Source organism: Ruegeria sp. AP12, assembly GCF_056540025.1.
In genome coordinates, this window is record NZ_JBQFVZ010000197.1 from 1 (window position 1) to 726 (window position 726).

Below are 726 nucleotides of genomic sequence, written 5' to 3' on the forward strand. Positions count from 1 at the left end.
CCGAATACCGTTCGAGATCGAGGACTTACCATTCCCCGGAGGGCCATACATCAGGATCGAGCGGCCCGCGCTGACCGCGGGGCCGAGGTGATCCAGAAGGCTGTCGGGCAAAACCAGGTGACCCATCGCATTGGTCAGTTGGTCCCGCGTGACCTGAATATTGCGGATCGACTGGCGTTTGACCTGCTCGCGATACACATCCAGCGGTACGGGCATCGCACCGAAATACTCCGACTGGCTGAGCGCGTCCAACGCACGGGCCTTGCCGGCGTCGGTCAGCTGATAGCCCATCTCATTGCCGCTATTGGCGTTCAGTATGCCTGTGGCCTCAAGTAATTTTTGGTCACGGGCAATGTCGATTAGTTCCTGCGTGACAGAGCCGGGCAGGCAGACGGCTTCGGCCACTTCGGTCACGGTGCTGGCATTCTTGCGAAAGATCGTCTTCAGCAAAATGTCCCGCATCATCACAAGCGGGAGCTGCATTTCACCCAAACCCTTCGGGGCAGGGGGCGCCATAACTGCGGAGGTCTGCATATTCATGAGCGGGACTCGTCTGTTCTGATGTCACACCAAAGGCCCCAAAGCAGGCCAGTTGTGTGAAATCTGGCGCAGCTTTGTGGCGGGACCAAGGCAGCGACAAGGCGCGCAGATGATAGTTTACGATCCGAGAACAGTCCCAAGAATCAGATACATGGCAAGCGAACCGGATAGGGCCAGCCCCATCGG

The 726-nt window shown here is 58.4% G+C and carries 1 pseudogene; it reads right to left on the bottom strand.

Features of this window, described 5'->3' with window-relative positions:
* Positions 1-540, bottom strand: a pseudogene (locus tag ACR0E6_RS22230) (ATPase); the annotation flags it as partial.
* Positions 541-726: the final 186 nt, after the last annotated feature.